Genomic DNA, 24,053 nt, shown 5'->3' on the forward strand with positions numbered 1-24,053 from the left:
TAAACCTCTAGTCTTCAGATGCTTAGACGCTTTTGGCTGTTCTTTGCCCAAGCGGTGACTGTGCTGTTGGCGCTGATGTTCATCATTGCGACCCTGAAACCGCAGTGGCTCCAGCGTCAAGGGCAGTTCGGCAAGCAACTCGCCGAACCGATCGTCGCTCTCCGGGAAGTGGCGCCTGGCATCGGCAGCGGTCCCGCTCAGGCGTCTTACGCGGACGCCGCCCAGAAGGCCATGCCCGCGGTCGTCAACGTGTTCTCCAGCAAGGATGGCTCACTGCCGCCCGACCCGCGCGCGAAAGATCCGCTGTTCCGCTACTTCTTCGGCGACAAGAACAACCGCAAGCAGCAGCAGGAGCCCGCATCCAATCTGGGCTCGGGTGTGATAGTGAGTTCGGAAGGTTACATTCTAACGAACCAGCACGTCGTGGACGGCGCGGACCAGATCGAAATCGCCCTGGCCGACGGCCGCACCACCAACGCCAAGGTGATCGGCATCGATCCCGAAACGGATCTGGCGGTGCTGAAGGTCAACATGACCAATCTGCCCACCATCACGCTCGGCCGCATGGACCAGACACGCGTCGGCGACGTGGTGCTGGCGATCGGCAATCCGTTCGGCGTCGGGCAGACGGTGACCATGGGCATCGTCAGCGCGCTCGGGCGCAATCACCTCGGCATCAATACCTTCGAGAACTTCATTCAGACCGACGCGGCGATCAACCCTGGCAATTCCGGCGGCGCGCTCGTCGACGTGAACGGCAATCTGCTCGGCATCAACACGGCGATCTATTCGCGCTCGGGTGGCTCGCTCGGTATCGGTTTCGCGATTCCGGTGTCGACGGCGCGCAGCGTGCTGGAAAGCATCATCACCACGGGTTCGGTGACGCGCGGCTGGATCGGCGTCGAGCCGCAGGACGTGACGCCGGAAATCGCCGAGTCGTTCGGGCTCGAACAGAAGTCGGGGGCGATCGTCGCGGGCGTGCTGAAGAACGGTCCCGCGGACCGGGCCGGCATCAAGCCTGGCGACATTCTGTTGAGCGTGAACGGCCAGGAAATCACCGACACCACGCGCCTGCTGAACGTGATCGCGCAGATCAAGCCGGGCACGGCCGCGAAGGTGCATCTGGTGCGCAAGAGCCGCGAGATGGATCTGGACGTGATGATCGGCAAGCGCCCGCCGCCGCCCAAGCAACCCGCCGAGGATAACGACAACGGCGGTAGCGATCAGCCGGACGACGACGGCGGTTGATGTGAAGTGACGCAGGCTGGGGTAAATCCTGCGACGATCCGCCGCAGGCAGCCTCAACGCGTTTCACTCGCACCACCCTTTATCTTTCCCAGCGAATTTTTGCGCACGCCGGACATAAGCAAAAAGGGCAGTCCGGTTTTCCCGGACTGCCCTTTTTGCTTGCTGAAGCTTCCAATCTTTATTCTTTATTCCGGCGCGCTCGCATCCTCGACCACCGCCGGCTGCTTACCGACGATCAGCCGCGCCGCGATGATCCCCGCCTCGTACAGCACGATCAGCGGAATCGCCAGAATGAGCTGAGAGAACACGTCCGGCGGCGTCACGACAGCCGAAATCACGAACGCACCGACCACCACGTACGGACGAATTTCCTTGAGCTTCTTGAGCGTCAGCACATTCATGCGCACCAGCAGCACGACAACGATCGGCACCTCGAACGTCACGCCGAACGCGAGGAACATGGTGAGCACGAAGCTCAGGTAATTATCGATGTCGGTGGTCATCTCCGCGCCGAGCGGCGCGTTGTAGTGCGCCATCACGCGGAAGATCGTCGGAAACACCACGAAGTACGCGAACGCCATCCCGCACAGGAACAGCGTATAGCTGCTGCCCACCAGCGGCCCGACCAGCTTCTTCTCGTGCTGGTAGAGGCCCGGCGCGATGAACGCCCAGATCTGATACAGCACGATGGGCAGCGCGATCACGAACGCGACCATCATGGTCACTTTCATCGGCACGAAGAACGAGCCGGTCACGTCGGTGACGATCATCTTGCCGTCCTTCGGCAAGTTCTGCATCAGCGGCCGCGCCAGCAGCCGGAAAATGTCCGGCGCCCAGTAGACCAGCCCGACGAACACCACGATGACGGCGATGCCGGCGCGAATGATGCGGTCGCGCAATTCAACGAGGTGGGAAATGAAGGTCTCTTCAGTGCCTTCGTCCTGGGTTTGCTGGGGGTCGCTCACGCCGGCCCTCGGTTAGAGATTGTCGTTCTGATCATCAGAAGAACCGCGTCGGACGACGCAAGGTGGCCGGCGTATGGCGCGCGACGCGCGCCGCGCCCGACTGCACGCGCGTGCGGCGCACGGTGGCGCGCTTGTACCAGGTGGGCATGGCCGATTGCTTGACGCGCCAGTTCTTGCGCTTCGCGCCGGTGGCCGGCGTGCTGCTCGGCCACGATGTCGCGCCGACGTCTTCGAGCGCGCCGCCGGCAATGCTAGGCGACACCGACGTGCCGCTGTTCCACGCGTCGTTCAGTTCGGTTTCGTGCTTACGCAGATTGTCCTGCACGGCGGTTTCGACATTGCTGGCCGCCGCCTCGAACTCGGTTTTCATGCGACGCAATTCGTCGAGTTCGATTTCGCGCGTGACCTCGGCCTTCACGTCGTTGATATACCGCTGCGCGCGGCCGAACAACGCGCCGGCTGTACGAGCGACGCGAGGCAGGCGCTCAGGCCCGAGGACGACCAGCGCGACGACGCCGATCAGCGCCATCTTGGTTAGACCGAGGTCCAGCATGAAGTGGAATGTCCGTCAGTAACGCGGGTGGGCCGCGGCTTAGCGGTAATCGTTCGAACGCGGGGCCTTTTCCTTCGCTTCCACGTCCACGGCGCCGTTACGCGGCAGTTCGCGCTGTTGCGCGTCGCCCGCGGGCGTTTCGGCTTCCTTCATGCCCTCTTTGAAGCCCTTCACCGCGCCGCCCAGATCGGTGCCGATGTTGCGCAGCTTTTTCGTGCCGAACACGAGCGCCACGATCAGCAACACGATCAGCCAATGCCAAATGCTCAACGAACCCATGACTACTCTCCTTAACCCCGACGCCGCCCAGCGGACGGCAAAACACTTGCGCCTTGCGGCGTGACTCGAAGCGTTGACGCTTCATCGATACGTTACCGCGTGCCGTTCCGATGCAACGCGCCACGCGATAAAAACCTGCGGCAGCTATTGTGACCGGCCCACCGCGTCGCCGTTATTACAGCGCTGTAAAAATCGCCGATGCTTCAGTGCGCCTGTGCAGCCCGAACAACGGCCCGCAAACGCACCGGCTGCATCAGCCCATGCGCTGCCACGGACGCGGCCCGGCGAGAATATGCGCGTGCAGGTGATATACCTCCTGCCCGCCGCCCGGCCCGGTATTAATGACCGTGCGAAAACCCGTTTCGCCACCGGTGTACGCCACGCCCAACTGTTCGGCCAGACGCGCCACCAAAACAAGCATTCTACCAAGCAGCGGTGCGTCGCTTTCGGTGCAATTCGACAGGGTGGGAATATGCTTGCGCGGGATGACGAGCACATGCGTTTCGGCGGCCGGACGGATGTCGCGGAAGGCCAGAAACTCTTCGTCTTCGTGAACTTTGGTCGACGGGATTTCGCCGGCGGCGATCTTGCAGAAAAGGCAGTTCGGGTCGTGACTCATCGTATTCCTGACGCAGTGTGACTGAAGTGCGATGCGCGATGCGGCGGGGCTCCGATTCCAGTCCGACCCATGATCGGACGACGCTCAGACCCAGCCGCGCGGATTCGCGAGCGGCTTGTTATCGTACAGATACAGCCAGCCTTTAATAATACGGTACAACATCCAGATACTGACGGCCCACAGAACCGGAATGCCGATCAGCACGAACAGCAGCACCCCGCCGATCGCATAACCGATCAGGCACATCCAGAACGAACGGATCTGCCATTCGAAATGAGCTTCGTACGGCGTGCCGACCACATCGGGCCGCTTCACGTAGTTGATGATGATCGCGATCAGGAACGTCAAGCCGCCGGTGAGCCAGAACACCGCGTACAGCCCATACAGAATGTGGGTGAGCGTACGCAGGCTGCGCTCGCGTTCCGGCTCGATCGCGTTGCGATAGACCGGTGTCGAATAACTGTCGTGCGGCTGTTCCATGGCGGCGCCCTCCCGAGGATGCGATCGAATTTATCCAGTCTCATGTTGGCGCCGCCGCCCGCCGTTTTCAAGGCGAGACCAACCCGCGACATTCAGTCGCCATTCTGCTCGCGGTCGCGGCTCTTGCGCAGCGCCTTTTCCTCGATGCCCGACATCCCTTCACGGCGTTCGAGTTCGGCCAGCACATCCGCCGGGCTCAGATCGAAGTGCGACAACATGACGAGGCAATGGAACCACAGATCCGCGACTTCGCCGACCAGTTCCTTCGGCGCGCCGCCATGGCGCGCGTCTTTGGCGGCGAGCACGACTTCGGTGGCTTCTTCGCCGATCTTCTTGAGCACCGCGTCGTCGCCCTTGTGGAACAGGCGCGATACGTACGAGACGTCCGGGTCGCCGCCCTTGCGGCTGTCGATGATCGCCGCGAGGCGCATCAGCGTGTCGGTGGTGGACGGAGCGGCAGCGGTGGTGGGCGTGGCTTGCGTCATTTGTAGATGTGTTCGGGGTCTTTCAGCACGGGATCGACGGCAACCCAGTCGCCGTCATCCACCGAGCCTTCGAATTTCTGGAAAAAGCACGAGTGGCGCCCGGTGTGGCAGGCAATGCCCGACACCTGCTCCACTTTCAGCAGCACGACGTCTTCGTCGCAGTCGAGCCGCACTTCATGCACATGCTGCACGTGGCCGGACTCTTCGCCCTTGAACCACAGGCGCTGGCGCGAGCGCGAGAAATACACCGCGCGGCGGGTTTCGATCGTCTTGGCGAGTGCCTCGCGGTTCATCCACGCGAACATCAGCACGTCGTTCGTCGACGCTTCCTGCGCGATGACCGGCACGAGGCCGTTCGCATCCCACTTGACCTTGTCGAGCCAGGTCACGGCCGTTGGATTCGTCACGTTATAGCCTCACCGAAATGCCCTGGTCCGCCATGAAGCGCTTGGCTTCGCCGACCGTGTGCTCGCCGTAGTGGAAGATGCTGGCGGCCAGTACCGCGTCCGCGTGGCCCTGCCTGATGCCGTCGGCCAGATGCTGCAGGTTGCCCACGCCGCCGGAGGCGATCACGGGAACCGGCACCGCGTCGGACACCGCGCGCGTGAGCGCGAGGTCGAAGCCGCTCTTGGTGCCGTCGCGGTCCATGCTGGTCAGCAGGATTTCGCCCGCACCGAGTTCGGCCATCTTGCGCGCCCATTCGACCGCTTCGAGGCCCGTCGCCTTGCGGCCGCCGTGCGTGAAGACTTCCCAGCGCGGCGGCTCGCCGTCGGCGGATACGCGCTTGGCGTCGATCGCGACGACGATGCACTGCGAGCCGTATTTGTCGGTCGCGTCCTTCACGAGCTGCGGATTCGCCACCGCCGACGAATTCATGCTGATCTTGTCCGCGCCCGCGTTCAGCAGGCGCCGCACGTCCTCGACGGCGCGCACGCCGCCGCCGACGGTCAGCGGAATGAACACCTGCGAGGCGACCGCCTCGATGATCGGCAGGATCAGGTCGCGCTGGTCGGAGGTTGCGGTGATATCGAGGAAGGTCAGCTCGTCGGCGCCTTGATCGTCGTAGCGGCGCGCAATTTCGACGGGATCGCCGGCGTCGCGCAGTTCGACGAAGTTGACGCCCTTGACCACGCGTCCGGCGGTCACGTCGAGACAGGGGATGATGCGTTTAGCTAGAGCCATGATCTTGCAATTCTGCCAATACCGCTGATGAGGCCGCTCGCGTGGACGAGCGGCGCGGGGCCGGCGCGGCCGCTTGCGGTGCGCCGCCTACAGTGAATGACGCGTGGACGGGGCATCGCGCAGTGCGGGACAGGAGCGCGGCACGATGATCATTGACGCTCGCCGTGAAGACGAACCCGAGGCGCCGAAGCCAACGTCAAAAACGCTAAGCCGCCAAGGGCGCCAAGCTCGAACCGGCGCAGACAAGGCCATAAGCCACAAGCCAAACGTCCATCCCCGCCCTGCTACACCGGCTTCAGGCGTCGTCCGATTCGCGCAGCCGGTCCGCGAGCGTCTGGGCCGCCGTGAAGTCGAGATCGCCCGAGTAAATGGCCCGCCCGCAGATCACGCCTTCGATGCCTTCGTCCTCGACTTCGCACAACGATTCGATATCCGTCAGATTCGACAGACCGCCGCTCGCGATCACCGGAATCTTCACCGCGCGCGCGAGGCGCACCGTCGCTTCGATGTTGATGCCCTGAAGCATGCCGTCGCGGCCGATGTCGGTATAGATGATCGATTCGCAGCCGTAGTCCTCGAACTTGCGCGCCAGATCGGCGACTTCGTGGCCGGTCAGCTTGCTCCAGCCGTCGGTGGCAACCTTGCCGTCCTTCGCGTCGAGGCCGACGATGATATGGCCGCCGAACGCCGTGCAGGCGTCCTGCAGAAAGCCCGGATTCTTCACCGCGGCCGTGCCGATGATCACGTACGACAGGCCGTCGTCCAGATAACGCTCGATCGTGTTCAGATCGCGAATGCCGCCGCCCAGTTGCACGGGAATCTCGCCGCCCACTTCTTCGATGATCGCGCGAATCGCGTCTTCGTTCTTTGGCTTGCCGGCGAACGCGCCATTCAGGTCGACGAGGTGCAGACGCCGGGCGCCGCGGTCGACCCAATGTCGGGCCATCGCCGCCGGTTCCTCGGAGAAAATCGTCGCCTGGTCCATATCGCCTTGTTTCAGGCGTACACACTGACCGTCTTTCAGGTCGATGGCGGGAATCAGCAGCATAGCAATCGGGTGTTGTCTGGGAATGGGTTGATGGTCGGCGACGACGACTGGTGAGCCAGCCCGCCGGAGCGCCGTTTCGCTAGTTTAGTACAACTTTTTCGACGCTCTTGCCGGGTGCCGTTCGGCAGCCGGCCTTGAGTATTGCGGTCGAGGCGCGCGGCGCCCGCTTCGCTTGTGACGAAACGGCGCACGGCGGCAGGATGATAGAAGGCGCTCACGGGTTCCAGTGCACGAAGTTGCGATACACGCGCAGCCCCGCTTCGGCGCTCTTTTCCGGGTGGAATTGGGTCGCGAAGATGTTATCCCGCGCGACCGCCGAGGTAAAGGGCACACCGTACACCGTTTCGCCCGACGTGTGCGCGGCATTCTCCGGCGCCACGTAATAGCTGTGCACGAAATAGAAGAACGCGTTGTCGGCCACGCCGTCCCACAGCGGATGCGGCTGCGCCTGACGCACGCGGTTCCAGCCCATCTGCGGCACCTTGAAGCGCGAGCCGTCGTCCTGCACCTGGCCGGCCAGGTCGAAGCGCAGCACCTTGCCCGGCAACAGGCCGAGGCCGGGCGTGCCGCCCTCCGCGCTCCAGTCGAACAGCATCTGCTCGCCGACGCACACGCCCATCAGCGGCTTGTTGCGCGACGCCTCGATGACCGCTTCCTGCAAGCCGGACTCGCCGAGGCAGCGCATGCAGTCGGGCATCGCACCCTGGCCGGGCAGCACGACGCGGTCGGCCGCGCGGATCGCTTCCGGCTGGTCGACGATCGCCACATCCGCTTCCGGCGCGGCCTTGCGCAATGCCTGGGCCACCGAGCGCAGGTTGCCCATTCCGTAATCCACAATCGCTATCGAAGTTTTCATTTCAAGTTAGGCAGCAAGGCCTTCAATCCGTCGACGATGAATTCCACCGCCAGCGCCGACAACATCAAACCCATGAGCCGCGTGCCGATGTTGATACCGGTGCGACCGACCCAGCGGGCAATCGGTTCGGCAAGCCGCAGCGAAAAAAAGCAGATCGCCGCCAGTACCGCGCCGATCGCGATGAGACTCAAGCGGTCGTACCAGTGCGCGGAACCGGCCGCGTAAATGATCGTGGTGCTGATCGCGCCCGGGCCGGTCAGCAACGGGATCGCCAGCGGCACGACCGCGATGTTGTCCTTCTGCTCGGCTTCGTGGCGCTCTTCCGGCGTCGAGCGGCTGTTGCCGATCTGCGCGTTCAGCATGTTGATCGCCATCAACAGCATGATGATGCCGCCGCCCACTTCGAGCGAGCCGACCGAAATGCCGAAGAAGCTGATGATCTGCTGCCCGAGCAGCGTCGTCACCGCGATCACGCAAAACACCGAAATCGCCGCGATCCGGATGGTCCGGCGCCGCTCGCCGTCGCTCTGATTCGCCGTCAGGCTCATGAAGAACGGAATGGCGCCGACCGGGTTGATCAGCGCCAGCAGCGAGATAAACGACTTCAGAATGTCCATGGCACTCGGGCCGCGAGCGCCGGCGGGCGCTGCTTCCGGTTCAGTGATAAAGCCGGTTGATCAGCACGCCGCCAGGGCGCTCACAGACTGCCCTTGGTCGACGGGATCTGCCCCGCCGCGCGCGGGTCCATTTCGGTCGCCATGCGCAGCGCACGTCCGAACGCCTTGAACACCGTTTCCATCTGATGATGGGCGTTCAGGCCGCGCAGATTGTCGATATGCAGCGTGACGCCGGCGTGATTCACGAAGCCGCGGAAAAATTCGATCGACAGATCGACGTCGAACGTACCGATGCGCGCACGCGTGAACGGCACATGGAATTCGAGGCCCGGACGGCCGGAAAAGTCGATCACCACGCGCGACAGCGCTTCGTCGAGCGGCACGTAGGAATGACCGTAACGGACGATGCCCTTGCGGTCGCCGATCGCCTTCGCGACGGCCTGGCCCAGCGTGATGCCGACATCTTCGACCGTGTGGTGGTCGTCGATATGCAGGTCGCCATGCGCTTCGATGTCGAGGTCGAACAATCCATGCCGCGCGATCTGGTCGAGCATGTGGTCCAGAAACGGCACACCGGTGGCCAGCTTTTGCTGACCGGTGCCGTCCAGATTGATCTTCACACGGATCTGCGTTTCGCTGGTATTGCGAACGACTTCCGCAAGGCGCATGGTAATTCCTCGAATCGAGCTAGAAAGCGATGGGTAGGTGGAAAGGAAAAGCGGCAGGCCGCGCATGCCGCTTTGTCTCGTTACGTCTCGTTGAGCTTTACGGACGATCAGAACGGCCAGCGCGGCGTTTCAGTCTTGGGTCAATGCAAAACGAGTTTCAGCGCGGCGAGCATCTGTGCGTTTTCTTCCGCCGAACCGACGGTCAAACGCACGCAATTGGCCAGCGATGGGTGCATTTTACTCACGTTTTTGATCAAAACCCGCGCCGTAAGCAGTGTATCGAACACCAGCGCCGCATCCGGCACGCGCACCAGCAGGAAGTTGCCGGCGCTCGGGAACACTTCGGCGCCCGGCAGTTCGGCCACGGCCCGCGCCAGTTTCGCGCGTTCCTCGCGCAGCAGCGCAGCTTGGGCGTCGAGTACCTCGACGTGATCGAGCAGGAAATCGGCGGCGGCCTGGGTCAGCACGTTGGTGTTGTACGGCGGCCGCACTTTGTCGAATTCGCTCAGCCACGCCGGCTTGCCGACCAGATACCCGAGACGGATACCGGCCAGACCGAGCTTGGACACCGTGCGCATCACGACGACGTTGTCGAACGCGTCGGCGCGCGGCAGCCAGCTTTGCTGCGCGAACGGCTGGTAAGCCTCGTCGATCACCACAAGGCTCTTATTGGCCGCGGCGATGATGCGCTCCATGTCGGCATTGTCGAACATCGTGCCGGTCGGGTTGTTCGGGTATGCCAGATAGACGATGGCGGGCTGATGCTCGGCGATCGCCGCGAGCATGGCTTCGGTGTCGAGCGTGAAGTCGGGCTTCAGCGGCACGCCGACGAATTCCAGATTCACCAGCTTCGCCGACATCTGATACATGACGAAGCCCGGCATCGGCGCGAGTACTTTCGCACCCGGTTGCGCGCAGGCGATCGACACCATGCTGATGATTTCGTCCGAGCCGTTGCCGAGCAGCACGTCGCAACCGGCCGGCACACCCATCACACGCTTGATCTTCTCGATCAGCGCCTCCGGACGCGGCGCCGGATAGCGGTTCAGCGCGACGCTCGCCAGATGCTCGCCCAGTTGCGCGGCCAGTTCCGGCGGCAGCGGGAACGGGTTTTCCATCGCGTCGAGCTTGATGTAGCCCGTGGCGTCCGGCACCGGATAGCTCGTCATTGCGAGCACGTCACGGCGGATGATGTCTTGAGGTGTCGTCATGGATCTGTGGGCTGCGTAGCCCGGTCGCGAGAAGGAAGCCGGCCGGGCGTTCGCGGTATGCGGACTGCCTCGGGCCGGTGGGTGTCTTTGTTATGGGTACTGCTCGGGTAGTGCAAAACGGAGCGCGCTGAAGGCGCGGAAAATGCGGCAAGCGCCCCGTCAGATTCAGTCGCGCTCAGCCGCGTTCGCCGCCGTGCCGCATCCGGTACTCGGCGCTGCGGGCATGCGCTTGCAGACCTTCGCCGTACGCGAGTTCGGCGGCGATCTCGCCGAGCGTCTGCGCCCCTTCCGCGCTGACCTCGATCACGCTCGAGCGCTTGAAGAAATCGTAGACGCCAAGCGGCGACGAGAACCGCGCGGTACGCGAGGTCGGCAGCACGTGATTCGGACCCGCGCAGTAGTCGCCGAGACTTTCGCTCGTGTAGCGGCCGAGGAAGATCGCGCCCGCGTGGCGGATCAGTTGACCCCACTGATGCGGCTCCAGCGCCGAAATTTCCAGGTGTTCCGGCGCGATGTCGTTGGCGATCGCGCAGGCTTCGGCCATGTCGCGCACCTTGATCAGCGCGCCGCGCCCTTCGAGCGACGCCTGAATCACGTCGCGGCGCGGCATGGACGGCAGCAGTTCATTGATCGCGTCCTGCACGCGCCCAATGAACGCGTCGTCCGGGCACAGCAGAATGGATTGCGCGAGTTCGTCGTGCTCGGCTTGCGAGAACAGGTCCATCGCGACCCAGCGCGGGTCGGTGGTGCCGTCGCACAGCACGAGAATTTCCGACGGGCCCGCGATCATGTCGATGCCGACCGTGCCGAACACGCGGCGCTTCGCCGATGCGACGTACGCGTTGCCCGGACCACAGATCTTGTCGACGGCGGGCACGGTTTCGGTGCCGTACGCCAATGCGCCGACCGCCTGCGCGCCGCCGATCGTGAACACGCGATCGACGCCGCCCAGCAAGGCCGCCGCGAGCACCAGCGGGTTCTTCACACCGTCCGGCGTCGGCACGACCATCACGATTTCGCGCACGCCGGCGACGCGCGCCGGAATCGCGTTCATCAGCACCGACGACGGATACGCCGCCTTGCCGCCCGGCACGTAGATGCCCGCGCGATCCAGCGGCGTGACCTTCTGGCCGAGCACCGTGCCGTCGGCCTCCGTGTATTGCCAGCTATGGCTGCCGCACTCGATCTTCTGCTTCTCGTGGTAGCCGCGCACGCGCGCCGCGGCCGCTTCGAGCGCCGCGCGGCGCTTCGGCTCCAGCCCTTCGAGCGCGGCTTCGAGTTCCGACATCGGCAATTCGAGCGCCTCGACGCTCTTCGCGTCGACCCGGTCGAAGCGGTTCGTGTACTCGAGCACCGCCGCGTCGCCGCGCGCCTTCACGTCGTTCAGAATCTGCGCGACCGAGCGCTCGATGGCTTCGTCTTCGCTCGCCTCGAACGCGAGCACCGCATGCAGCGACTTCTGGAAGCCGGGAGCCGTGGAATCGAGTTTGCGAATCTTGATAGACATACAGGTATCCGTTTCGGTAAGGCGCGCTTTATAGCGGGGTCAAACGTTCGGCGATCAGGCCGCCGCGCCGGCTTTCGTCGCGCGTTCGAACGCGTCGAGAATCGGCCGCAGCGCCGCGCGCTTGAGCTTCAGCGCCGCCTGGTTCACCACGAGGCGCGACGAAATCTGCATGATTTCCTCCACCTCGACAAGATTGTTGGCGCGCAGCGTATTGCCCGAGCTGACCAGGTCGACGATCGCATCGGCGAGGCCCACCAGCGGCGCCAGTTCCATCGAACCGTACAGCTTGATCAGGTCGACGTGCACACCCTTCGCGGCAAAATGCTCGCGCGCGGTTTCCGTGTACTTGGTCGCCACGCGCAGACGTGCGCCTTGACGCACCGCGCTCGCGTAGTCGAAACCCGCCGCGACCGCCACCGACATGCGGCAGCGCGCGATATCCAGGTCGACCGGCTGATAGAGCCCGCCGCCGCCGTGTTCGAGCAGCACGTCTTTGCCCGCCACGCCGAAGTCGGCCGCGCCGTATTCGACGTAGGTCGGCACATCCGTTGCGCGCACGATGATCACGCGCAGGTTCGCGTCGGTGGTCGGCAAAATCAGCTTGCGCGAGGTTTCCGGGTCTTCGGCCACTTCGATGCCGGCCGCGGCGAGCAGCGGCAGCGTCTCTTCGAAGATACGCCCTTTCGACAGCGCCAGCGTGAGCGGCGCGCTCACCGCCGGCGACGACGACGTTTGCGGCATCGCGCTCATACCTGGCTCCCGGACACGCGGCGCACCTTCGCGCCAATTGCGGTGAGTTTGGTTTCCATCCGGTCGTAACCCCGGTCGAGGTGATAGATGCGGTCGATCAGGGTTTCGCCCTCGGCGCGCAACGCGGCGATCACGAGACTCGCGGACGCGCGCAGATCGGTAGCCATCACTTTCGCACCGGAGAGCTTGTCGACGCCGGTCACGAGCGCGGTATTGCCGTCGATCGTGATGCTCGCGCCGAGGCGGTTCAGCTCCTGCACGTGCATGAAGCGGTTCTCGAAGATCGTCTCGACCACTTGCGACGTGCCGTCGGCGATCGTGTTCAGCGCCATGAACTGCGCCTGCATGTCGGTCGGGAACGCCGGGTATTCGGACGTGCGGAACGTGACCGCGCTCGGGCGCTTGTCCATGCGCACGCGCATCCAGTCGTCGCCCTCGTCGATCGTGACGCCCGCTTCGCGCAGCTTTTCGGTTACGGCTTCCAGAATCAGCGGACGCACCTTGCGCAGCGTGACGTCGCCACCGGCCGCGGCCACCGCGCACAGGAACGTGCCGGCTTCGATCCGGTCCGGAATCACCGTATGGCTCGCGCCATGCAGCTTCTCGACGCCCTGGATCACCAGACGATCGGTGCCGATGCCCTCGATCTTCGCGCCCATCGCGACCAGCAGATTCGCGAGGTCGCCGACTTCCGGCTCACGCGCCGCATTCTCGATGACCGTCTCGCCTTCGGCCAGCACCGCCGCCATCAGCAGGTTTTCGGTGCCGGTCACGGTGATCATGTCGGTGACGATGCGCGCGCCCTTCAGACGCTTCGCGCGCGCTTCGATGAAGCCGTGTTCGATCGTGATCTCGGCGCCCATGGCCTGCAGCCCCTTGATGTGCTGATCCACCGGACGCGCGCCGATCGCGCAGCCGCCCGGCAGCGACACGCGGGCGTGGCCGAAGCGCGCCACCAGCGGACCGAGCACGAGAATCGACGCGCGCATGGTCTTCACCATCTCGTACGGCGCGACGAGGTTGTCGACCTTCGACGCGTCCAGCGACACGCGCCCTTGCTCGCTTTCGATCCGCACGCCCATCTGGCCGAGCAGCTTGAGCATGGTGCTGACGTCCTGCAGGTCGGGCACGTTGTCCAGCTGCACCGGCTCCGCGCTGAGCAGACTCGCGCACAGAATCGGCAGCGCCGCGTTCTTCGCGCCGGAGACGACGACTTCGCCCGACAGCGGGAAGCCACCTTCGATGACGAGTTTATCCATGCCTGTCAGTTCCTGATTGCCCCGGACATCGGCCGGGCCTGTCTTGACTGTGTTCGGCGCGCCGCTGCCGGCGTCGCGCCCATCTTGAGTAATTCGCACTAAATTTCCAGATTTACGCGTTCTGCCATTCGGCGGGCGTCAGCGTCTTCATGCTGAGCGCGTGGATTTCCTCGCGCATGCGGTCGCCGAGCGCCGCGTACACGAGTTGATGGCGCTGGATCGGACGCTTGCCTTCGAAACTCGGCGAGACGATGGTCGCAAAGAAATGCTGGCCGTCGCCTTCGACTTCGAGATGCTGGCAGGCGAGCCCAGCCGCGATGTATTGCTTGACCTGTTCGGGAGTCGGCAACATGAGAGAAGCTCCTGATCAGTGGCGCAGTTTGTAGCCGGAAGCGAGCATGCGCATCGCCACCACGGCCAGCACCACGAAGAAACCGGCGACGATCGCGAGGCTCACGAGCGGATTGATATCCGACATCCCGAAGAAACCGTAGCGAAAGCCGTCGATCATGTAGAAAAAGGGATTCAGCCGCGACACTTCGCGCCACACCGGCGGCAGCGTGTGCGTCGAATAGAACACGCCCGACAGGAACGTGAGCGGCATGATCAGAAAGTTCTGGAACGCCGCCAGCTGGTCGAACTTCTCGGCCCAGATACCGGCGATCAGCCCGAGCGTGCCGAGCAGCGCGGCGCCGAACATCGCGAACACGACGATGTAGAGCGGCGCGGCGAAGCTGACCGGCACGAACCAGATCGTCACGATGAAAACGCCGAAGCCGACCGCGAGTCCGCGCGCCACGGCGGCCAGCACGTACGCGCCGAACATTTCGTAGTGCGACAGCGGCGGCAGCAGCACGAACACCAGGTTGCCGGTGATCTTCGACTGGATCAGCGACGACGAACTGTTCGCGAACGCATTCTGCAACACGCTCATCATCACGAGACCCGGAATCAGAAAACTCGTGTATTCGACACCGGGATAGACCTGCACATGACCGCGCAACGCGTGGCCGAAAATCGTCAGATAGAGCAGCGCGGTGATGACCGGCGCCAGCACCGTCTGGAACGACACCTTCCAGAAGCGCAGCAGCTCCTTGTAAAACAGCGTGCGGAAACCGCTCATGCCAGCCCCTCGATCACTTCCGGACCGTTCATCACCTGAACGAACACATCTTCGAGGTCGGCCTTGCGGACCTCGATTTCCTCAAACGTACAGCCCGCCGCGCGGCACTGCGCGAGAATCCGCTCGACGTCGTCGTAGCTGGCGAGCCGCAGCAGGTGCTGGCGGCCATTGCCGTTGCCCGCGCCGCTCTCCGCTTCCAGCGCGCGCAGCTCGGCCGGCAGCACACCTTGCGCGAAGCGCACGAACAACTGCATGCCGGCGAAACGTTGCAGCAGCGTGCTGGTGCGATCGAGCGCAACCACCTCGCCGCGACGCAGCATCGCGATGCGGTCGCACAGCGACTCGGCTTCCTCCAGATAGTGCGTGGTGAGCACGATGGTGTGCCCTTCGCGGTTCAGACGGGAGATGAATTTCCACAGCGTCTGGCGCAATTCGACGTCGACGCCGGCGGTCGGCTCGTCGAGCACGATCACCGGCGGCCGGTGCACCAGCGCCTGCGCGACCAGCACACGGCGCTTCATGCCGCCCGACAGCGCGCGCATGTTGGTGTCGGCTTTCTCGGTGAGGTCGAGATTGGCCATGATCTCGTCGATCCACGCGTCGTTGTTGCGCAGACCGTAGTAGCCGGACTGGATGCGCAAGGTTTCGCGGACGGTGAAGAACGGATCGAACACGAGTTCCTGCGGCACCACGCCGAGCGCTCGGCGCGCAGCGCGAAAATCGCCGACGACGTCGTGGCCGCGCACCGCGATGCTGCCTTCATCGGCGCGCGCGAGGCCGGCGAGAATGCTGATCAGCGTCGTTTTGCCCGCGCCGTTCGGACCGAGCAGTCCGAAGAACTCGCCTTCTTCCACCGTGAGGCTGACGCCCTTGAGCGCTTGCAAGTCCTTATAGCGCTTCTTGACGTTACGAATTTCTATGGCTGACATGACTGTGGGCCGCGTGCGCCGCGGCGCCTGATTGGGGGCGCAAACTGCTGGGAGGGACGAAATTGGGGTGCGTTGGCTACCCCAAAAAACGTTTGATTATAGGGCAAAAATCGGTGGCCCCATGGCGGCCCGGGGGATGGGCCGCGACGCTCGGAGCGTCAATGTCGCGACGATATCAGCGTATCGACGCCGTAGGCTTGCGCGAGACTGGCGAGACCAGCCGGCAGATTCACGATCTCGAAGGCAACGCCGCGCGCCTGCGCGGCGCGTTGCCACGCGAGCAGCACGGCCAGCGCCGACGAGTCGAATTGCGCGAGCGGCGCGCAATCCACGCCGGCCGCGCCGGCCGCGATGCGTTGCAAACCCGCCGCGAGCGCAGCCTTCGCGCTCGCATGGGTCAGGGTCGCGCCGCTGTCGAAGCGGTTGGCGACGGGGTTCAGCACTTCGCTCACGACTGCTTGCCCGCGGCGAGTTGCTGGTTGCGTTGCGTGAGGAACTGGATCAGACCGTCCACGCCCTTCTGTTGAATCTGCTCGTTGAACTGCTGCTGATACGCCTGGATCAGCCACGCGCCGAGCACGTTGATGTCATAGACGCGCCAGCCTTGCGCCGTCTTGTAAAGACGGTAGTCGAGTTCGATCGGCGAGCCGTTGTTCATCACGACCGAGCGGACCACGGTGTCGGTGTCGTCCGGATTCATACGGAACGGCTTGTACTGGATCTGCTGGTCGCGCACCTGGGCGAGCGCGCCCGAGTACGTACGGATCAGCAGCATCTTGAACTGATCGACGATCTGCGCCTGCTGGTCGGGCGTGGCGGCGCGCCAGTTGCGGCCCATCGCCAGTTGCGTGGTGCGGCGGAAATCCGTGTACGGCAGGATCTTTTCGTTGACCAGTTTGGTGATGTGGGAGATGTCGCCTTGCTGGATCGACTTGTCGGCACGCACCGCGTCGATCACTTGCTGCGTCACCGTCTTGATCATGCCGTCCGGCGAATTGGTGTCCACCGTTTGCGCCGATGCACCGGCGCTGGCGAACGAGAACAGCGCAGCGAACAACGGAATCAGGAAGAATTTTTTCATATCGAGCCTTGCCTTATAAATAGTGCAACCGTTTGAACCGACATTAACACGCGAGTTCAGCGGCAATCCACGCGCAAACTGCGAGAGTCGTGTCGAACTGTTACGGCCGCACGATCAGCGCAGTTTGAACGACGGGAAGTTGAAACGCTGCGGCGGAACCAGCTGGCCGGCCGGAATCTGCGTCGTTTCCGGGCCGCCGTTCAGGTCCAGCGGCGGCGATTCGGCTGAGCCGGACGCGGCCTCCGGCGCGGCGGCATTGTTCGCCGTGCCAGTGGTTCCCGCCACGCCCGCGCCGGCCGCCGAAGCGGCCTGCGGTGCGGTAGCCGCCGGTGTGCCGGATGCGCCCGCCGCCTTCGCGGCAGCAGCCTGCGTGCCTGCCGTTCCCGCGGCACCGGTCGCGGCGCCTGCCGGCGCGGCCGCGCCGTCGACGTCGTCATACTTCGGCAGCGGCGCTTCGTCGCCGTAGTTCGGCAGATCCGCCGACTGCCTGCCGTCCGACAGCAAATACTGACGACGCTGCAGGTAAGCGTTGCGCACGAACGAATACTTGTCGAGCGCGGCGCCTTCCAGCACGTCGCTCGCGTTCAGCAGGTTCGCACGCGTGTTGACCACGTTCAGGCCGTACAGCGCCCAGCTCAGACCATCCGGATGGATGTAGCTGAGCGGATTCACATAGTAGTTGCCGATCGAACCGACCGCGTCGCGCACGGTGCTCGGCCCGAACAGCGGCAGCACGAGGTACGGACCCGCCGGCACGCCGTAGTGACCGAGCGTCAGGCCGAGGTCGTTGTCGTGCTTGGGCAGTTTCGCGAGCGTCGCCACGTCGAACAGACCGCCCACGCCGAAGACCGTGTTGATCACGATCCGCATGATGTCCTCGACGCCGTCGGTGATCTTCAACTGCAGCAGATTGTTCGCCGCGATGTAGACGTCGCCGATGTTCGAGAAGAAGTTCGTCACGCTATCGCGCACCGGCTGCGGCGTGATGAACACATAGCCCTTGGCGACCGGCTTCAGCGCGTACTGGTCGAGCTTGTCGTTGACCGTGAAGATGGTGCGGTTCAGGCCTTCGAGCGGATCGCCCTTGGTGGGCGTCTGCACGGTGGTGCAGCCGGCGAGCAGCATGGCGGCCACGGCCAGCTTGCCGGCCTGGAACGCACGCGCGCCCCCGGATTGTGAGGTCTGCATTTCTTGTTCTCCTTATTGACCGGCGGCGCCGGACGCAGGCTGGCTCGCTGCGGGAGCGGCCGGAACCGGCGCGGGCGCGGGCGTGCCGGCAGCCGGCGACGACGCGCCCGGCTTGGACGCGCCCGAATCCGCGGCCTTGCTGTACAGAAACTGTCCGATCAGGTTTTCGAGCACGATCGCCGATTGCGTCATCGTGATCGTGTCGCCGGCCTTGAGCATTTCGCTGTCGCCGCCGGGTTCGAGCCCGATGTACTGCTCGCCGAGCAGGCCCGACGTCAGGATCTTCGCCGACGTGTCTTTCGGAAACGGATATTGCTTGTCGATGTCGATCGTCACGACGGCTTGATACGCATTGCTGTCGAAGCCGATCGACGCGACCCGGCCGACCGTCACGCCCGCGCTCTTCACCGGCGCGCGCGGCTTCAGTCCGCCGATATTGTCGAACTTGAGCTTGACCGGGTACGTTGCCTGAAACGACAACGAGCTCATGTTGCCGGCCTTCAGCGCGAGAAACAGCAACGCCACAAATCCCAACACCACGAACAGGCCGACCCAGAAGTCGAGAGCAGTCTTTTTCATCGTCATCCCAAAGTGAATCCGCCGCGCCGTTGCCGCGCCCGCCGTGCGCGGGAATCCGCGCGCCGCCCGGGGCACGTACCGCGCAGTCTTAGCTGAACATCAATGCGGTCAGCAGAAAATCGAGGCCGAGCACCGCAAGCGACGCGTACACCACCGTCTTGGTCGTGGCGCGCGACACGCCCTCGGGCGTCGGCTTGGCTTCGTAGCCCTGAAACAGCGCGACGAAAGTCACCGCGAGACCGAACACCACGCTCTTGATGACGCCCGCGCCGACATCGCGCCAGGCATCCACGCCGCCTTGCATCTGCGACCAGAACGCGCCGGCATCGACGCCGATCAGCAGCACGCCGACCACGTAGCCGCCGAAAATGCCCACCGCGCTGAAAATGGCCGCAAGCACCGGCATCGCGATGATGCCGGCCCACAGGCGCGGCGCCACCACGACCTTGACCGGGTCGACCGCCATCATTTCCATCGCGGTGAGTTGCTCGCCCGCCTTCATCAGGCCGATTTCGGCCGTCAGCGACGTGCCCGCGCGGCCGGCGAACAGCAGCGCGGTGACCACCGGCCCGAGTTCGCGCACCAGCGACAGCGCGACCAGCAGCCCGAGCGCCTGCTCGGAGCCGTAGCGGTTCAGCGTGTAATAGCCCTGCAAGCCGAGCACGAAGCCGACGAACAGCCCAGACACGGCAATGATCACCAACGAATAATTACCGACGAAGTGGATCTGCTTCGTGACAAGACGCGGCCGGCGCAGCAACGGGAAGAATTCGAGCACGAGGCGCAGGAAGAAGCGCGTGGCGTAGCCGGCCGTGCCCAGCCCGCCGATCACCGAGCGACCGATCGCACTGATCATGACTGACCTCCGCCGATGCCGAAGTCCGCCGCGAGCGGCGTCTTGCTGGGGTAATGGAATTTGAACGGACCGTCCGGCGCGCCGTCGATGAACTGCCGCACCGTCGGATCGGTCGAGGCCCGCAGCTCGGCGGGCGTGCCTTCGGCATGGACGCCGCCGTTGGCGAGGAAATAGACGTAGTCGGCGATCGCGAACGATTCCGGCACGTCGTGCGTCACGAGAATCGACGTGGCGCCGAGCGCCTGGTTCAGCGCGCGGATCAGGTTCGCGGTAATGCCGAGCGAGATCGGATCGAGGCCGGCGAACGGCTCGTCGTACATCATCAGCTCGGGGTCGAGCGCGATGGCGCGCGCCAGCGCCACCCGCCGCGCCATGCCGCCGGAAATCTCGGACGGCAGCAGGTCGCGCGCGCCGCGCAGGCCGACCGCGTTGAGCTTCATCAGCACGAGGTCGCGGATCAGTTCTTCGGGGAGGTCGGTGTGCTCGCGCAGCGCGAAGGCGACGTTTTCGAACACCGACATGTCGGTGAACAGCGCGCCGAACTGGAACAGCATGCCCATCTTGCGGCGCAGCGCGTACAGGCCGTCACGCGTCTGCTGGCCGACGTCCTGGTCCTGGAACAGGATCTGGCCGCGCTGCGCGCGCACCAGACCACCGATCAAACGCAGCACCGTGGTCTTGCCGCACCCCGAGCCGCCCATGACCGCGACCACCTGGCCGCGCTTGAAGCGCAGGTTCAGGTTCGACAGGACGAGCCGGTCGCCATAACCGAAGTCGACGTCGCGCAGCTCGAGTAAGGTCTCGGGGGAGGAAGACACGAAACTGACAGTCCTTTTACACGGAAGGCGAATTATAGGGCCATCGTGCAAAAGTTGCCGTCACGCACCCCAGGCTATTTACGAAGCCTGACGATTATTGCGTAAACGTGTGTTGCAGCGCAGAAACCGCGGCGGCGACGTCCGCCGCATCGGTCACCGCGCGCACCACGGCCGCGCAGCCGACGCCGGTTGCCAGCACGTCGGGCAGCGTCTGCAGGTCGATGCCGCCGATCGCCACCAGCGGCACGACGCCGTCCAGCAGGCGTACGTAGCGGGCCAGCCGCCTGAGCCCCTGCGGCGCGGTCGCGACGACCTTGGTCGTGGTCGGAAATACCGCGCCGACGGCGAGATAGCTGGGCCGGTAGTGCAGCGCTCGCAGAATCTCGTAGAACCCGTGCGTGGACAGCCCGACGCGGATGCCGCCGGCGGCCAGCGCGGCCAGATCGGCGGTATCGAGGTCTTCCTGCCCGAGGTGCACGCCGTATGCCCCCGCTTCCAGCGCGGCCTGCCAATGGTCGTTGATGAACACGTGCGCGTCGTGGCGGCGGCCGGCGGCCACGCAACGGGCGATGTCGCGCCGCAGTGGATCAACGGGTTCGGCCGATTTGTGGCGGAACTGGATCGTCTTCACGCCGAGGCCGGCGATCCGCTCGACCCAGTCGGCGCTCGGCAGCACCGGGTACAAGCCGAGCCGGGAAGGACAGCTCGGGAACGGCTGCGCGGGCGCCGCCGGCAGGTTGGCGAGGCGCGGGAAACGGCTGAGGTCGGCGGGGAAGGCGTCGAACGTGTCGCCCTTGGTGTCCGTCACGTCCGTCACGCGGGTTTCGTCGCCGTCGCGCCAGGCGAGCGCCAGCACCAGCGCGTCGTGCGGATCGAAGCCGCAATCGAGGAACGCGGCCAGCGCGGCGATCCAGTCTTCCGGCAGATGCCCTTCGAGCCGCCACGTCACGCCGCCGAGGTGCAAGGCGGCACGTTCCTGCGCGGCTTCGATCACGCCCGCGCCACGCAGTTGCCAGCGCGCCACCTGCTCGCCATGCTGCTGCGCGTCGGCGATCACGATCAGGTCGCCGCCGTTCGGCTCGTCCGGCGCGGTCAGGCAGATGCGCCACGGCGCATGCGTCGGCGGCCAGTCGCCAAGGCTCGCGCGGATGCGCTCCGTCGCTTCGGTCAGTTCGTCGGCGGGCGGCCAGAACAGGTCGCGGTCCCGCAACGTCAGCGTCCGCGTCATGCGCCGCTCCCGTCCTGATGCCAGAACGGCATGCCCACCACCGGCGTGCTCGCGTGCGCGCTCTCGCGCTCGGCCATCGGACCCGCGAGGAACGCCTGACGGCCGGCCTCGACGCCCAGCGCGAACGCGCGCGCCATCGCTTCCGGATGCGTGGCCTGCGACACGGCGGTGTTCAGCAGCACGCCGTCGAAGCCCCACTCCATCACCTGCGCCGCGTGCGACGGCACGCCGAGGCCGGCATCGACGATCAGCGGCACGTCCGGCAGCCGCTCGCGCAACACACGCAAGCCGTACGGATTGATCACGCCCTTGCCGGTACCGATCGGCGCGCCCCACGGCATCAGCGCCTCGCAGCCGGCGTCGAGCAGGCGGCGGCCGATCACCAGATCTTCGGTGCAATACGGCAGCACCTTGAAGCCGTCCTTGATCAGCTGCGCGGCCGCTTCGATCAGACCGACGGGATCGGGCTGCAACGTGTAGTCGTCGCCGATCAGTTCGAGCTTGATCCAGTCGGTGTCGAAGATTTCGCGCGCCATGTGGGCGGTCGTCACGGCCTCGCCGACCGTCAGGCAGCCGGCCGTGTTCGGCAGCAGCGGCACGCCGTGGCGCTTGAGCAGATCGAAGAAGCCGGCTTCGGCGCCGCCCTCGTTCATCTGCCGGCGCAACGCGACGGTCACCATGCCGGGGCGGGCGGCGTCGATCGAATCGGACAGCGATTGCAGCGACGGATAGCGCGACGTGCCGAGCAGCACGCGGCTTTCGAACGTCTGGCCGTACAGCGTGAGCGCGTCGGCGGCGGAGGTGGTTTGGGGGGAAGTCATGGGCATTGTCCTTGTCTACGGCATCTCGCGGCGTGCATCGACGTGCGGCGGCTTACCGGTTTACATTAGCCGCCGGCGACGGGTTGCACGACGTCGAGCTTGTCGCCGGTTTGCAGCGCGCGCGCCGCATGCTGGGTGCGCGCCACGAAATCGCCGTTCAGCGCGACCGCGAACGGCGGCCGCGCGCCGAACGCGGCGAGCGCATCGGCGACGGTCGCGCCGTCGGGCAACGACAACGGCTTCTGATTGATGTGAATGTCCATGGTGTTCGAATACGGTTCAGTCGATGGCAACAGCGCGCGGTTGCGCGACGTCGCCGGTAACAAGCGGAAAGCCGGGGCAAGCGGCCGGAGCGCGGACGGAACGGCGGGCCAGACCGCCCGCCAGACAGCGATTCGCAACGCTCATGCCGGCTCCCGCGCGGAATCCAGCTGGAACAGTTCGCTCCAGCGTGCGTCGCGTTGCCAGTCGGCGAACGCATCGGCGTCGCCGATACGGCCGTCGAGCAGCGCGGCGGCGAAACGCACGGCTTCATCGGCGACTTCGGGCACGATCATGTAGCCGTGCCGGTACAGGCCGTTCACGCGCAATGTCTGCGCGCCATCCCACAGCAGCGCCGGACGGTGGTCCGGCAAGGTCGGTCGGCACTGCGAATTCAGTTCGAGGATACGAGCCTCGCCGAAGCCGGGATGCACGGAAAACGCCGCGCTCAGCAACTCCAGCGCCGAACGCACGCTGACCGGCGACATATCCTCGCCTTCGACTTCGGTTGCGCCGATCACGTAGAGATCGTCCTGCTTCGGCGCGATATAGAGCGGATAACGCGGATGCAGCAGCCGCACCGGCCGCGTCAGTCCGATCCCCGGCGCGTGCACCCGCGCGACTTCGCCGCGGATGCCGCGCAACGTCGGCAGCACCGGCTTCGCGCCGAGGCCGCGGCAGTCGATCGTGATGCGCGCGGCGGGGGGCGCGCGATCGTCGACGGGCGTGTTCCAGTGGGTGTCGACGCCACGCTCAGCCAGACCAGCGGCCAGCGCGCTCAGCACCTGACGGTTGTCGAGCTGACCTTCGCGCGGCAACAGCCAGCCCCGGCTGAAGCGGCCCGCCAGCGCTGGCTCGGCCGCACCGAGTTCGGCGCCGGCCAGCGTGACGAAACCGCCGTCGAGCAGATCGGCCGGCGCGTTCGAACGCACCCGGCGTTCGAACAACGGCGCCTCGGTGCGATCGGCGTGATGCCAGACCACCAGCGTGCCATTGCGCTGGAAGAAAACCGGCTCAGGCAGTTCGGCCAGCACGTGCGGCCACGTTTCCAGCGAACTCGCGCCGAGCCGCGTGATCAGCAACTCGGCGCTGGCGGCTTCCGCGAGCGGCGCCAGCATCGCGGCGGCCACCCACGCGGCGGCTTGCGAACCGTCGGCAGCGCCGCGCTCGTACAACGCCACGCGGTGCCCTTGCCCAGCGAGACGCCACGCGACCAGACGGCCGCACAGACCGCCGCCGAGCACGGCGAAATCGGGTTGCGAGGAACGGCTCATCGTGCCCCCTCCCCCGCGTGGTCCGCTGCGTGACGATCGATCAACCGCGCGGCCGACCGGTTCGTCATCCCGGTCGGCCGATACGTCAGACAAAAAACTGGCCGAAGCGAACGAAAACGCGCCGCGCCGAGATGGGCGTGACGAAGAGCAAAGCACATAACTGAAGAA

At 65.1% G+C, this 24,053-nt stretch carries 30 protein-coding genes; 1 reads left to right on the forward strand and 29 read right to left on the reverse strand.

Going from position 1 to position 24,053, the window contains the following annotated elements; genetic code table 11:
• Positions 1 to 18: 18 nt before the first annotated feature.
• Positions 19 to 1,248, forward strand: coding sequence for a Do family serine endopeptidase (locus tag LFL96_RS17605; protein ID WP_280996484.1), 1,230 nt, complete (start codon positions 19 to 21; stop codon positions 1,246 to 1,248).
• A 185-nt stretch (positions 1,249 to 1,433) separates the two neighbouring features.
• Here LFL96_RS17605 and tatC read toward each other — a convergent pair whose 3' ends face one another.
• The 29 genes from tatC to LFL96_RS17750 all read right to left on the reverse strand — a co-directional run bounded on the left by tatC (position 1,434) and on the right by LFL96_RS17750 (position 23,885).
• The gene (gene tatC, locus LFL96_RS17610; protein ID WP_280996485.1) at positions 1,434 to 2,213 is read right to left on the reverse strand and encodes a twin-arginine translocase subunit TatC; all 780 of its coding nucleotides are present in this window, start codon (positions 2,211 to 2,213) and stop codon (positions 1,434 to 1,436) included.
• 34 nt (positions 2,214 to 2,247) lie between these two features.
• Complete coding sequence (gene tatB, locus LFL96_RS17615; RefSeq protein WP_280996486.1) at positions 2,248 to 2,766, reverse strand: Sec-independent protein translocase protein TatB; 519 nt, start codon at positions 2,764 to 2,766, stop codon at positions 2,248 to 2,250.
• Positions 2,767 to 2,805: 39 nt separating this feature from the next.
• Positions 2,806 to 3,045 carry a Sec-independent protein translocase subunit TatA gene (gene tatA / locus LFL96_RS17620; protein WP_280996487.1) on the reverse strand — a complete coding sequence of 80 codons (240 nt, stop codon included), beginning with the start codon at positions 3,043 to 3,045 and terminating at the stop codon, positions 2,806 to 2,808.
• A 253-nt stretch (positions 3,046 to 3,298) separates the two neighbouring features.
• Positions 3,299 to 3,664, reverse strand: a complete 366-nt coding sequence (locus LFL96_RS17625; RefSeq protein WP_280996488.1) for a histidine triad nucleotide-binding protein — start codon at positions 3,662 to 3,664, stop codon at positions 3,299 to 3,301.
• 84 nt (positions 3,665 to 3,748) lie between these two features.
• The gene (locus LFL96_RS17630) at positions 3,749 to 4,144 is read right to left on the reverse strand and encodes a hypothetical protein (protein ID WP_280996489.1); all 396 of its coding nucleotides are present in this window, start codon (positions 4,142 to 4,144) and stop codon (positions 3,749 to 3,751) included.
• Between the two features lie 92 nt (positions 4,145 to 4,236).
• The gene (locus tag LFL96_RS17635) at positions 4,237 to 4,629 is read right to left on the reverse strand and encodes a phosphoribosyl-ATP diphosphatase (protein WP_280996490.1); all 393 of its coding nucleotides are present in this window, start codon (positions 4,627 to 4,629) and stop codon (positions 4,237 to 4,239) included.
• Positions 4,626 to 5,036 carry a phosphoribosyl-AMP cyclohydrolase gene (gene hisI, locus LFL96_RS17640; RefSeq protein WP_280996491.1) on the reverse strand — a complete coding sequence of 137 codons (411 nt, stop codon included), beginning with the start codon at positions 5,034 to 5,036 and terminating at the stop codon, positions 4,626 to 4,628. Before hisI ends, LFL96_RS17635 begins: the two co-directional genes overlap by 4 nt.
• Before the next feature lies 1 nt (position 5,037).
• Positions 5,038 to 5,811, reverse strand: a complete 774-nt coding sequence (gene hisF / locus LFL96_RS17645) for an imidazole glycerol phosphate synthase subunit HisF (RefSeq protein WP_280996492.1) — start codon at positions 5,809 to 5,811, stop codon at positions 5,038 to 5,040.
• Positions 5,812 to 6,106: 295 nt separating this feature from the next.
• Entirely contained in the window at positions 6,107 to 6,859 is a 753-nt protein-coding gene (gene hisA / locus LFL96_RS17650) for a 1-(5-phosphoribosyl)-5-[(5-phosphoribosylamino)methylideneamino]imidazole-4-carboxamide isomerase (RefSeq protein WP_280996493.1), read from the reverse strand.
• A 214-nt stretch (positions 6,860 to 7,073) separates the two neighbouring features.
• Positions 7,074 to 7,715 (reverse strand): imidazole glycerol phosphate synthase subunit HisH, encoded by a 642-nt coding sequence (hisH, locus tag LFL96_RS17655; RefSeq protein WP_280996494.1) that lies wholly within the window; start codon positions 7,713 to 7,715, stop codon positions 7,074 to 7,076.
• Positions 7,712 to 8,332: a MarC family protein gene (locus LFL96_RS17660; RefSeq protein ID WP_280996495.1), complete on the reverse strand. Its 621-nt coding sequence runs from the start codon at positions 8,330 to 8,332 to the stop codon at positions 7,712 to 7,714. Before LFL96_RS17660 ends, hisH begins: the two co-directional genes overlap by 4 nt.
• Positions 8,333 to 8,412: 80 nt before the next feature.
• Positions 8,413 to 9,000: an imidazoleglycerol-phosphate dehydratase HisB gene (gene hisB / locus LFL96_RS17665; RefSeq protein ID WP_280996496.1), complete on the reverse strand. Its 588-nt coding sequence runs from the start codon at positions 8,998 to 9,000 to the stop codon at positions 8,413 to 8,415.
• A gap of 140 nt (positions 9,001 to 9,140) precedes the next feature.
• On the reverse strand, positions 9,141 to 10,211 hold the full coding sequence (hisC, locus tag LFL96_RS17670; RefSeq protein ID WP_280996497.1) for a histidinol-phosphate transaminase: 1,071 nt from the start codon (positions 10,209 to 10,211) through the stop codon (positions 9,141 to 9,143).
• A 175-nt stretch (positions 10,212 to 10,386) separates the two neighbouring features.
• Positions 10,387 to 11,718, reverse strand: a complete 1,332-nt coding sequence (gene hisD, locus LFL96_RS17675) for a histidinol dehydrogenase (RefSeq protein ID WP_280996498.1) — start codon at positions 11,716 to 11,718, stop codon at positions 10,387 to 10,389.
• Between the two features lie 54 nt (positions 11,719 to 11,772).
• Entirely contained in the window at positions 11,773 to 12,468 is a 696-nt protein-coding gene (gene hisG / locus LFL96_RS17680; RefSeq protein WP_280996500.1) for an ATP phosphoribosyltransferase, read from the reverse strand.
• A complete protein-coding gene (murA, locus tag LFL96_RS17685; protein WP_280996501.1) occupies positions 12,465 to 13,727 on the reverse strand; it encodes a UDP-N-acetylglucosamine 1-carboxyvinyltransferase in 1,263 nt (420 codons plus the stop codon). Before murA ends, hisG begins: the two co-directional genes overlap by 4 nt.
• Positions 13,728 to 13,839: 112 nt before the next feature.
• Positions 13,840 to 14,079 (reverse strand): BolA family protein, encoded by a 240-nt coding sequence (locus tag LFL96_RS17690; RefSeq protein WP_007180203.1) that lies wholly within the window; start codon positions 14,077 to 14,079, stop codon positions 13,840 to 13,842.
• A gap of 15 nt (positions 14,080 to 14,094) precedes the next feature.
• Positions 14,095 to 14,850: an ABC transporter permease gene (locus LFL96_RS17695; RefSeq protein ID WP_280996502.1), complete on the reverse strand. Its 756-nt coding sequence runs from the start codon at positions 14,848 to 14,850 to the stop codon at positions 14,095 to 14,097.
• Positions 14,847 to 15,779: an ABC transporter ATP-binding protein gene (locus LFL96_RS17700; RefSeq protein ID WP_280996503.1), complete on the reverse strand. Its 933-nt coding sequence runs from the start codon at positions 15,777 to 15,779 to the stop codon at positions 14,847 to 14,849. The genes LFL96_RS17695 and LFL96_RS17700 overlap by 4 nt, the downstream gene beginning before the upstream one ends.
• Before the next feature lie 158 nt (positions 15,780 to 15,937).
• Positions 15,938 to 16,231, reverse strand: coding sequence for an STAS domain-containing protein (locus LFL96_RS17705; RefSeq protein WP_280996504.1), 294 nt, complete (start codon positions 16,229 to 16,231; stop codon positions 15,938 to 15,940).
• The gene (locus LFL96_RS17710; protein ID WP_280996505.1) at positions 16,228 to 16,860 is read right to left on the reverse strand and encodes an ABC transporter substrate-binding protein; all 633 of its coding nucleotides are present in this window, start codon (positions 16,858 to 16,860) and stop codon (positions 16,228 to 16,230) included. Before LFL96_RS17710 ends, LFL96_RS17705 begins: the two co-directional genes overlap by 4 nt.
• A gap of 114 nt (positions 16,861 to 16,974) precedes the next feature.
• Complete coding sequence (locus LFL96_RS17715) at positions 16,975 to 18,048, reverse strand: VacJ family lipoprotein (RefSeq protein ID WP_280996506.1); 1,074 nt, start codon at positions 18,046 to 18,048, stop codon at positions 16,975 to 16,977.
• Positions 18,049 to 18,060: 12 nt separating this feature from the next.
• Positions 18,061 to 18,627, reverse strand: coding sequence for an outer membrane lipid asymmetry maintenance protein MlaD (gene mlaD / locus LFL96_RS17720; RefSeq protein WP_280996507.1), 567 nt, complete (start codon positions 18,625 to 18,627; stop codon positions 18,061 to 18,063).
• Between the two features lie 88 nt (positions 18,628 to 18,715).
• Complete coding sequence (mlaE, locus tag LFL96_RS17725) at positions 18,716 to 19,483, reverse strand: lipid asymmetry maintenance ABC transporter permease subunit MlaE (protein ID WP_280996508.1); 768 nt, start codon at positions 19,481 to 19,483, stop codon at positions 18,716 to 18,718.
• Entirely contained in the window at positions 19,480 to 20,301 is an 822-nt protein-coding gene (locus LFL96_RS17730; protein WP_280996509.1) for an ABC transporter ATP-binding protein, read from the reverse strand. The genes mlaE and LFL96_RS17730 overlap by 4 nt, the downstream gene beginning before the upstream one ends.
• 94 nt (positions 20,302 to 20,395) lie before the next feature.
• Positions 20,396 to 21,529 (reverse strand): thiamine phosphate synthase, encoded by a 1,134-nt coding sequence (gene thiE, locus LFL96_RS17735; protein ID WP_280996510.1) that lies wholly within the window; start codon positions 21,527 to 21,529, stop codon positions 20,396 to 20,398.
• Positions 21,526 to 22,350: a thiazole synthase gene (locus LFL96_RS17740; protein WP_280996511.1), complete on the reverse strand. Its 825-nt coding sequence runs from the start codon at positions 22,348 to 22,350 to the stop codon at positions 21,526 to 21,528. Before LFL96_RS17740 ends, thiE begins: the two co-directional genes overlap by 4 nt.
• Before the next feature lie 65 nt (positions 22,351 to 22,415).
• Positions 22,416 to 22,613, reverse strand: coding sequence for a sulfur carrier protein ThiS (gene thiS, locus LFL96_RS17745; protein WP_280996512.1), 198 nt, complete (start codon positions 22,611 to 22,613; stop codon positions 22,416 to 22,418).
• Positions 22,614 to 22,754: 141 nt separating this feature from the next.
• A complete protein-coding gene (locus LFL96_RS17750; RefSeq protein WP_280996513.1) occupies positions 22,755 to 23,885 on the reverse strand; it encodes an FAD-dependent oxidoreductase in 1,131 nt (376 codons plus the stop codon).
• Positions 23,886 to 24,053 lie beyond the last annotated feature (168 nt).

The organism is Paraburkholderia sp. D15, assembly GCF_029910215.1.
Taxonomy (GTDB): Bacteria; Pseudomonadota; Gammaproteobacteria; order Burkholderiales; family Burkholderiaceae; genus Paraburkholderia.

What these genes read in the sequence shown, in the direction of transcription:
- LFL96_RS17625 (WP_280996488.1), bottom strand. Translation starts at nt 3,664, where the DNA reads ATGAGTCACGACCCGAACTGCCTTTTCTGCAAGATCGCCGCCGGCGAA.
- hisC (WP_280996497.1), bottom strand. Translation starts at nt 10,211, where the DNA reads ATGACGACACCTCAAGACATCATCCGCCGTGACGTGCTCGCAATGACG.
- mlaE (WP_280996508.1), bottom strand. Translation starts at nt 19,483, where the DNA reads ATGATCAGTGCGATCGGTCGCTCGGTGATCGGCGGGCTGGGCACGGCC.
- LFL96_RS17695 (WP_280996502.1), bottom strand. Translation starts at nt 14,850, where the DNA reads ATGAGCGGTTTCCGCACGCTGTTTTACAAGGAGCTGCTGCGCTTCTGG.
- mlaD (WP_280996507.1), bottom strand. Translation starts at nt 18,627, where the DNA reads ATGAAAAAGACTGCTCTCGACTTCTGGGTCGGCCTGTTCGTGGTGTTG.
- LFL96_RS17605 (WP_280996484.1), top strand. Translation starts at nt 19, where the DNA reads ATGCTTAGACGCTTTTGGCTGTTCTTTGCCCAAGCGGTGACTGTGCTG.
- hisG (WP_280996500.1), bottom strand. Translation starts at nt 12,468, where the DNA reads ATGAGCGCGATGCCGCAAACGTCGTCGTCGCCGGCGGTGAGCGCGCCG.
- thiS (WP_280996512.1), bottom strand. Translation starts at nt 22,613, where the DNA reads ATGGACATTCACATCAATCAGAAGCCGTTGTCGTTGCCCGACGGCGCG.
- murA (WP_280996501.1), bottom strand. Translation starts at nt 13,727, where the DNA reads ATGGATAAACTCGTCATCGAAGGTGGCTTCCCGCTGTCGGGCGAAGTC.
- tatA (WP_280996487.1), bottom strand. Translation starts at nt 3,045, where the DNA reads ATGGGTTCGTTGAGCATTTGGCATTGGCTGATCGTGTTGCTGATCGTG.
- hisD (WP_280996498.1), bottom strand. Translation starts at nt 11,718, where the DNA reads ATGTCTATCAAGATTCGCAAACTCGATTCCACGGCTCCCGGCTTCCAG.
- thiE (WP_280996510.1), bottom strand. Translation starts at nt 21,529, where the DNA reads ATGACGCGGACGCTGACGTTGCGGGACCGCGACCTGTTCTGGCCGCCC.
- LFL96_RS17660 (WP_280996495.1), bottom strand. Translation starts at nt 8,332, where the DNA reads ATGGACATTCTGAAGTCGTTTATCTCGCTGCTGGCGCTGATCAACCCG.
- hisA (WP_280996493.1), bottom strand. Translation starts at nt 6,859, where the DNA reads ATGCTGCTGATTCCCGCCATCGACCTGAAAGACGGTCAGTGTGTACGC.
- LFL96_RS17740 (WP_280996511.1), bottom strand. Translation starts at nt 22,350, where the DNA reads ATGACTTCCCCCCAAACCACCTCCGCCGCCGACGCGCTCACGCTGTAC.
- hisF (WP_280996492.1), bottom strand. Translation starts at nt 5,811, where the DNA reads ATGGCTCTAGCTAAACGCATCATCCCCTGTCTCGACGTGACCGCCGGA.
- hisH (WP_280996494.1), bottom strand. Translation starts at nt 7,715, where the DNA reads ATGAAAACTTCGATAGCGATTGTGGATTACGGAATGGGCAACCTGCGC.
- LFL96_RS17635 (WP_280996490.1), bottom strand. Translation starts at nt 4,629, where the DNA reads ATGACGCAAGCCACGCCCACCACCGCTGCCGCTCCGTCCACCACCGAC.
- tatB (WP_280996486.1), bottom strand. Translation starts at nt 2,766, where the DNA reads ATGCTGGACCTCGGTCTAACCAAGATGGCGCTGATCGGCGTCGTCGCG.
- LFL96_RS17630 (WP_280996489.1), bottom strand. Translation starts at nt 4,144, where the DNA reads ATGGAACAGCCGCACGACAGTTATTCGACACCGGTCTATCGCAACGCG.
- LFL96_RS17710 (WP_280996505.1), bottom strand. Translation starts at nt 16,860, where the DNA reads ATGAAAAAATTCTTCCTGATTCCGTTGTTCGCTGCGCTGTTCTCGTTC.
- LFL96_RS17750 (WP_280996513.1), bottom strand. Translation starts at nt 23,885, where the DNA reads ATGAGCCGTTCCTCGCAACCCGATTTCGCCGTGCTCGGCGGCGGTCTG.
- LFL96_RS17715 (WP_280996506.1), bottom strand. Translation starts at nt 18,048, where the DNA reads ATGCAGACCTCACAATCCGGGGGCGCGCGTGCGTTCCAGGCCGGCAAG.
- LFL96_RS17690 (WP_007180203.1), bottom strand. Translation starts at nt 14,079, where the DNA reads ATGTTGCCGACTCCCGAACAGGTCAAGCAATACATCGCGGCTGGGCTC.
- LFL96_RS17700 (WP_280996503.1), bottom strand. Translation starts at nt 15,779, where the DNA reads ATGTCAGCCATAGAAATTCGTAACGTCAAGAAGCGCTATAAGGACTTG.
- hisB (WP_280996496.1), bottom strand. Translation starts at nt 9,000, where the DNA reads ATGCGCCTTGCGGAAGTCGTTCGCAATACCAGCGAAACGCAGATCCGT.